The 6711-nt window shown below is 47.1% G+C and carries 5 protein-coding genes; 2 read left to right on the top strand and 3 right to left on the bottom strand.

Annotation, left to right across the window (positions count from 1 at the left end; translation table 11 throughout):
• Positions 1-156: 156 nt before the first annotated feature.
• From ACXAFQ_RS09080 to ACXAFQ_RS09070, 3 genes are all read right to left on the bottom strand, one after another.
• A complete protein-coding gene (locus ACXAFQ_RS09080; RefSeq protein WP_474820348.1) occupies positions 157-537 on the bottom strand; it encodes a hypothetical protein in 381 nt (126 codons plus the stop codon).
• A gap of 796 nt (positions 538-1333) precedes the next feature.
• Positions 1334-2773 (bottom strand): DNA recombination protein RmuC, encoded by a 1440-nt coding sequence (rmuC, locus tag ACXAFQ_RS09075; protein ID WP_474820343.1) that lies wholly within the window; start codon positions 2771-2773, stop codon positions 1334-1336.
• Positions 2774-2862: 89 nt separating this feature from the next.
• Positions 2863-4392, bottom strand: coding sequence for a fumarate hydratase (locus ACXAFQ_RS09070; RefSeq protein WP_474820341.1), 1530 nt, complete (start codon positions 4390-4392; stop codon positions 2863-2865).
• A gap of 171 nt (positions 4393-4563) precedes the next feature.
• Here ACXAFQ_RS09070 and pabB point away from each other — a divergent pair, with 171 nt between their 5' ends.
• Both pabB and ACXAFQ_RS09060 read left to right on the top strand, forming a co-directional pair.
• Positions 4564-5982, top strand: coding sequence for an aminodeoxychorismate synthase component I (pabB, locus tag ACXAFQ_RS09065; RefSeq protein ID WP_474820337.1), 1419 nt, complete (start codon positions 4564-4566; stop codon positions 5980-5982).
• 18 nt (positions 5983-6000) lie between these two features.
• Positions 6001-6576: a CoA pyrophosphatase gene (locus ACXAFQ_RS09060; RefSeq protein WP_474820334.1), complete on the top strand. Its 576-nt coding sequence runs from the start codon at positions 6001-6003 to the stop codon at positions 6574-6576.
• Positions 6577-6711: the final 135 nt, after the last annotated feature.

The raw sequence follows: 6711 nt of genomic DNA, 5'->3' as shown, positions 1-6711 counted from the left end.
AATCATAGGAAGAGTGTAGCGTATTGCGCAACGCGGTGCAACTTGACGCCTAACACCCAAATAAGGGGCACAAACATGGCGGCTATAATCGGAACGAAGTGACACAGCCGCCATGTTTGTGTCCCAGCGAGCGGAGCGAGTGACTTAATTTTTTTGTTAGGGTAACTTGCCGAAAGATGTATCGATGCTAACGGTATAAATATACCCATTGTTGGTAAATTCAAAGGATTCTTGTTGTCCAATTATGAAGTCTCTAGCATCGGCTCCAACGTTGTATGGCTTGCCAGAAGACGTATCCTTGAGTGAAAAATATATATTTACCTTCCCAGGTTCTAGGACTCTGTTAGTTATCGCGATCTGATACAGACTTGAGATGTCTATAGTATTAGAGGAATTGAACTCTGCCAATATGCCTGTGTTGTAGCTTTGCAGCGAGTTTGAGCCTATTTCCTGCTTATCAAAAACAAATCTTGAGAATAAGCCGTCTTCTGCATTGACCGCAAAACTACAAAGAAAAAATAAAACCAGATACTTCATCTGAAAGTCCTTTTACCGGTTACCCTAACACCCTGCTTAGGGGCACAAACACGGCGGCTATAATCGGAACGAAGTGACACAGCCGCCGTGTTTGTGTCCCAGCGAGCCCGCGAGCGGCTACAGCAGATTGTTAGATACCGAAGAGATAAACGCCCGCAGCTTTGCTGCCACCGCTGGTATGAAAACGCTGCAAACTCGAAACAATAACTGACTTTAAAACAACCTAATACGAAAAGCCAGATGTGAAAAAGTTGCCGGACAAAAGGCGATGCGGATACAACTTCAAACCGTTGCCTGTTACTTTTTAGATGCTGTCCAACAGTGCAACGCTTGTAAAGCCTGAAACCAAAAGAGCGCCAATGTTCGTGCCGAAACAACATGGCGATGTTCTGCAAAGCGGTGATTTCTGGTTACTGGCTTTGTTATTCTGGAAACAACTATCGATGACTTGTTGCTACTTAAACCGCCCTCGCCTAGCATTTAAATTAGCCCCAGAAGAAACAACCTTGCGCGGCTAGGCGCACAAAGAAACAAAAAGAGAAATGAAAGAACTAAACAGAATCTAACAACTTACTAAATCCCAAACTGTCCGTTTTCCCGGTCCCGGTTTGGGATATTTTTGATTATAAAGAATTCCAGATTAAGCCAAAACATCCCTTAAATCCACCTGTTACCATATTGTCGTTTTTTGTCGGTTTGTCTAAAAACGACAAAACGGGAATTATTCCGCCTTAGCGAATTTTCCAAGGCAATCTATGTCTTTTCCTTTCTGTTTAATGCTTGGTTGGTTAAACATTTATTCACCTTCCTCGTCGGCAGGCATCAGGCCGGGATTGAGTTTCTTTTGTGGCTGTACACCGAGTTCGCGGAAATATTCTACTTGCCGCACCAGGTTTCCGCGCCCTTCTGTGAGTTTTTTCATGGCAGCATCGTAGGATTTTTGTGTATTTTCCACATGCTTACCTACCTTTTCTAAGTCACCAATAAAACCTACGAACTTGTCGTACAGCTTGCCTGCATGTTCGGCAATATGCTGTGCATTTTGGTGCTGGTATTCGTATTGCCAGATGTTATTAATAGTACGGAGAGCCACCAGCAAGTTTGTTGGGCTTACGAGCAAAATATTGTTGTCTAATGCTAGGGAAACCAACGAGGGATCTTCCTGCACTGCCAGGAGAAAAGCGGGCTCGACGGGAATGAACATGAGTACATAATCCAGCGTTCGCAGTGACTTGATGTCCTGATAACGCTTGCCGCCAAGCCCTTTTATGTGTGCTTTCAGCGAATTAACATGCTCGGTAAGAAATCTTGCGCGCAGTGCGTCATCATCACAGTTAAAGAATTGCTCGTAGGCGCGCAAGCTGACTTTGGAATCGATAATGACATCTTTTTCATTGGGCAGATGCACCACCACATCCGGCTGCTGCAGCCTGCCGTTGGCGTCCTTGGCTGAGACCTGGGTTTCAAATTCATGGCCTTCACGCAGGCCGGATTCTTTGAGAATGCGCTCAAGCACCACTTCGCCCCAGTTGCCCTGTTGCTTATTGTCGCCTTTCAATGCTTTGGTGAGGGCTGCGGCTTCTTCGGTAATGCGTTTATTTAGCTCCTTCAGCGACAGAATTTCAGTTTTAAGTGATGCCCGCTCCTGCCCTTCACGGCTATGCTGCTCGCCCATCTGTTTCCGGAAGGTGTCAATTTGCAACTTTAGAGGTTCGAGCAGTGCATTCATGCCGGTGTTATTCATTTGCGTGAAACGTTCGCTTTTCTGCTCGAAAATACGGTTAGCGAGATTCTCGAACTGCGCCTGAAGGCGCTTTTCTGCGGCTTCCATAAGCGCCAGTTTCTCAGTGCTGGCTTTATTTGCTTCATCGAACTGGGCTTGCTGTGACTGAAGGCGTGCGGAGAGATCTGCATTTAACCGTTGCTCTTCCCGGCACTGCTGTTTAAATTCTTTTAGTTCTTCCTGCATCGGCACAATCATGGAGGCGCGATGACTGAGTTCACCAAGCTGTGTCTGATTATTAAATAAACGCTCGCGATATTCTGCCAACTCTTCATCTAAGGCATCGTTCCGCTGCTTGTATTCTGCAATCAGGTTATTCAGTGAGGCTATCTGGCTTTCATAATGTTGGCGTTGCTGTCGATTACGTAGACTGGCGAAGAACACTGTAATAACAACGGCACCGACCAAGGCAGCAATTACAGGCAGGGAAGAAAAAGGAGTTAACGCGTCCATAGTGATTCTCTTTATTATTGAACCACTATTGTGCCACCCACAAACAAAAACGGGTACCCAAAGGTACCCGTTTACAGCAAAAACACTGTTTATTTAGCCAGTTCTTTGTCTAGTTCTTCAATTTTTGCTTTCCAGATAGCCGGACCGGTTTTGTGCGCGTTAGCACCGGTGCTATCTACCGCAACCGTAACAGGCATGTCTTCTACTTCAAATTCATAGATAGCTTCCATACCCAGATCCTCAAATGCCACAACACGGGCGTTCTTGATGGCTTTGGACACCAGATATGCCGCGCCGCCAACAGCCATCAGATACACTGATTTGTGCTTAGCGATAGAATCGACAGTGGCAGGACCACGCTCTGCTTTACCAATCATGCCGGCGATACCGGTTTTTTCCAGCATCATATCGGTGAATTTATCCATACGGGTCGCTGTTGTAGGACCAGCAGGACCCACGACTTCATCACCTACCGCATCAACAGGGCCTACGTAATAAATGAACTTGCCGTTCAGATCCACACCTTCCGGCAGGCCTTCACCGTTTTCCAGCATGGTCTGAATGCGTTTGTGCGCCGCATCACGACCGGTAAGCATCTTGCCAGAAAGCAATACGGTTTCGCCTACTTTCCATTCCTGAATATCTTCTGGCGTTACTTCGTCCATGTTCACGCGACGGGTGTTTTCACTCACTTCCCACGTCACTTCTGGCCATTCTTCCAGCTTAGGTGCTTTCAGATCGGCAGGACCGCTACCATCCAGATAGAAGTGGGCGTGACGGGTTGCCGCACAGTTAGGGATCATAGCAACCGGCTTAGAAGCCGCGTGAGTCGGCAGAGACATCACTTTAACGTCAACAACGGTAGTTAAACCGCCCAGACCTTGTGCACCGATACCGAGTTTGTTAACGGCGTTGTAGATATCTACACGCAGTTTTTCTTCGGTCGTCTCAGGGCCACGTTCAATCAATTCTTGAATATCAACAGGGTCCATCAAGCTTTCTTTTGCCAGTACCGCTGCTTTTTCAGCCGTACCGCCAATACCTATTCCCAGCATGCCCGGCGGACACCAGCCTGCCCCCATAGTTGGCAGGGTTTTCACTACCCACTCAACGATATCGTCAGACGGGTTCAGCATCACCATTTTAGATTTGTTCTCAGAACCGCCACCTTTGGCCGCAATCATCACTTCAATTTTGTCACCGGCAACCATATCCAGGTGAACAACCGCTGGCGTGTTGTCTTTGGTGTTCTTGCGGCTACCTGCTGGGTCAGCAACGATGGAGGCACGCAGCGGGTTATCTGGATTCAGATACGCGCGACGCGTTCCTTCATCAACCATTTGCTGAACGGTCATGTCGGTTTTGTCCCAGCTCACGCCCATACCCACTTTTACGAAGCAAGTAACAATACCGGTGTCTTGACACAGCGGTCGCTTGCCTTCTGCAGACATGCGAGAGTTAATCAGGATTTGCGCCATGGCGTCTTTGGCTGCCTGGCTCTCTTCTTTAAGGTATGCCTGCTCTACCGCTTTTACGTAATCCAGTGGATGATAATAAGAGATGAACTGAAGCGCATCTTCAATGCTGTCAATGAAGTCTTGTTGACGGATAACGGTCATGGCGTCCTCTTTTCTAAGTACCTTGTAGGTGTTCTTGGTGGTGTTAAGGAATCGAAAGAGCGTATACTAGCGCATCTTGGCAAACCGCACCACGTTTCAGGCCTGCGACTTTGGTGTCGCTTATGCGTTTTGTTTATATAATAGTGTTACAGAGCAATTGTTTATATCTTCATGAGTCACAATTTGTACAAACCGTCTTCCAACACACTGTTTATCAGTGAAATCGACACAACCGAGCCATTTACACAACTTTTCGAACGGGTACAGCACCTTCCCTATGCCATGCTGTTCGATACTTCGGGCGGTAATACTACATTTGGTCGTTATAATATTATGTTGTGGGCACCTTCTGTGGTTGTTGAAAGTCGTCACGGTAAAACCCGAGTTACGATTTGTAACACTGGGCAGTGTACTGAGTCTTCAGAAGCGCCACTAAAGGTACTTAATAATTTGCAGCGTGCTGCGCTTTCCGCTATTTCAATCGACACCAACGTACCCACGACAGACATACAAGCATTACCGTTTCTCATCGGAAGTGCCGGCTTAGCCGGTTATGATTTAGGTCGATATTACGAAGTGCTGCCTGAAAACGCTTGCGATGAATACGTTTGTCCTGATCTTGCTGTCGGCTTGTTCGAGCAATCGGTAATAGAAGACACGGCAACCGGTAAACGCTATTTTTGTCGACTCTCTAACATAGAAGCACCTGATTTTCCCGTCTTAGATGCGCTACTAGATAATGCTGAGTCATTTCGTCTCACCAGTAACTGGCAATCAAACCTTACTCAACAACAATATGTCAGTGCGCTACATCGAATTCATGAGTACTTGCTCGCCGGCGATTGTTATCAAGTCAATATGGCGCAACGTTTTAAGGCCAGTTACATTGGTAACGAATGGCAGGCGTATCAAACACTCAGTGAAGCGAACAAAGCCCCTTTTTCTGCCTTTTTCCGCTTGCCAGAATCCACCGTTATCAGTATCTCACCGGAACGATTTTTATCAGTTTGCAAGGGTAAAGTGGAAACGAAACCCATTAAGGGAACCCGTCCTCGCTTCACCGATGCCAAACAAGATAGCGCCAGTGCTGAAGCATTGTTAGCTGCCGAGAAAGACCGCGCAGAAAACTTGATGATCGTGGACCTACTGCGAAACGACTTATCGAAACACTGCAAACCTGGCACCGTTGAAGTGCCTGCACTCTTCGCCCTTGAAAGTTACGAAGCTGTGCACCATATGGTTAGTACCGTGACGGGTGAATTAAATGACGATGCCAGCCCACTGGATTTATTAGCTGGCGCTTTTCCAGGCGGTTCTATAACCGGCGCACCGAAAATACGTGCAATGGAAATTATCGATGAATTAGAGCCCCATCGTCGAAATGTGTACTGTGGCAGTATTTTTTATCTCGGCTTCCGTCAGGATATGGACTCCAGCATTCTTATCCGAACGTTGTTGGCCGAACAGGGAAATCTGTACTGCTGGGCCGGTGGCGGCATTGTGGTCGATTCACAGCCAGACGAAGAATATCAGGAAACCCTGGACAAAGTGTCGCGTATATTACCCACGCTCGAACGCTTTATACGCTAAACTAACCGGAGACAGCCCTTGGATCGCAATGAATTTCTGCAACGTTATCACCATCTCAGATTGGTGGATTACGAAGCTGATTTTCCTCTACGCAAAGCGGGCCGTGCCGCTGCCGTGCTTATCCCTTTGGTAGAGCGCGATAACGGCTTAATGGTGCTACTAACCGAAAGAGCACTACACTTGCGCCATCATCCGGGGCAAATTAGCTTCCCCGGTGGCGGCGCCGAAGCACAAGATAACTCCCTTATCGACACGGCCTTAAGAGAAGCGCACGAAGAAGTGGGTGTGCTTCCATCTGAAGTAGAAGTGATTGGTGCGCTTCCGGAATATCGCACTATCAGCGGCTATGCCATGACACCGGTAGTGGGGTTTGTATCACCGCAGCATTCCATTACCATCGACCCCAATGAAGTGGCATCTACTTTTGAAGTACCGTTAGCATTTCTTATGAATCGCCAGAATCATCTGGTACACATGGCACAGCGTTTCCCCAAGCAGTATCCGGTGTATTTTATTCCTTGGGAAAACCGCATGATTTGGGGCGCAACTGCGGCAATTCTTCGAAATCTTTCCAGTCATCTATTAAACGACTAAACGGGTTCGTCGGGCCCGCCGGCTATCAACATTTATTTACATCCCATTAGCTTTTCTTATTCAATCATAAAATTTTCTGTATTGTAGTTAATCGATATCCCATGCATCATCGTTAACCATAATTAAAATAATGTG

The sequence above is a fragment of the Alteromonas sp. ABH2_165 genome (assembly GCF_056159945.1).
This window is presented reverse-complemented; position numbering and strand designations above follow the sequence as displayed.

Excerpts from the sequence above, each read along its gene's own strand:
- ACXAFQ_RS09080 (WP_474820348.1), bottom strand. The coding sequence starts at position 537 with ATGAAGTATCTGGTTTTATTTTTTCTTTGTAGTTTTGCGGTCAATGCA.
- rmuC (WP_474820343.1), bottom strand. The coding sequence starts at position 2,773 with ATGGACGCGTTAACTCCTTTTTCTTCCCTGCCTGTAATTGCTGCCTTG.
- ACXAFQ_RS09070 (WP_474820341.1), bottom strand. The coding sequence starts at position 4,392 with ATGACCGTTATCCGTCAACAAGACTTCATTGACAGCATTGAAGATGCG.
- pabB (WP_474820337.1), top strand. The coding sequence starts at position 4,564 with ATGAGTCACAATTTGTACAAACCGTCTTCCAACACACTGTTTATCAGT.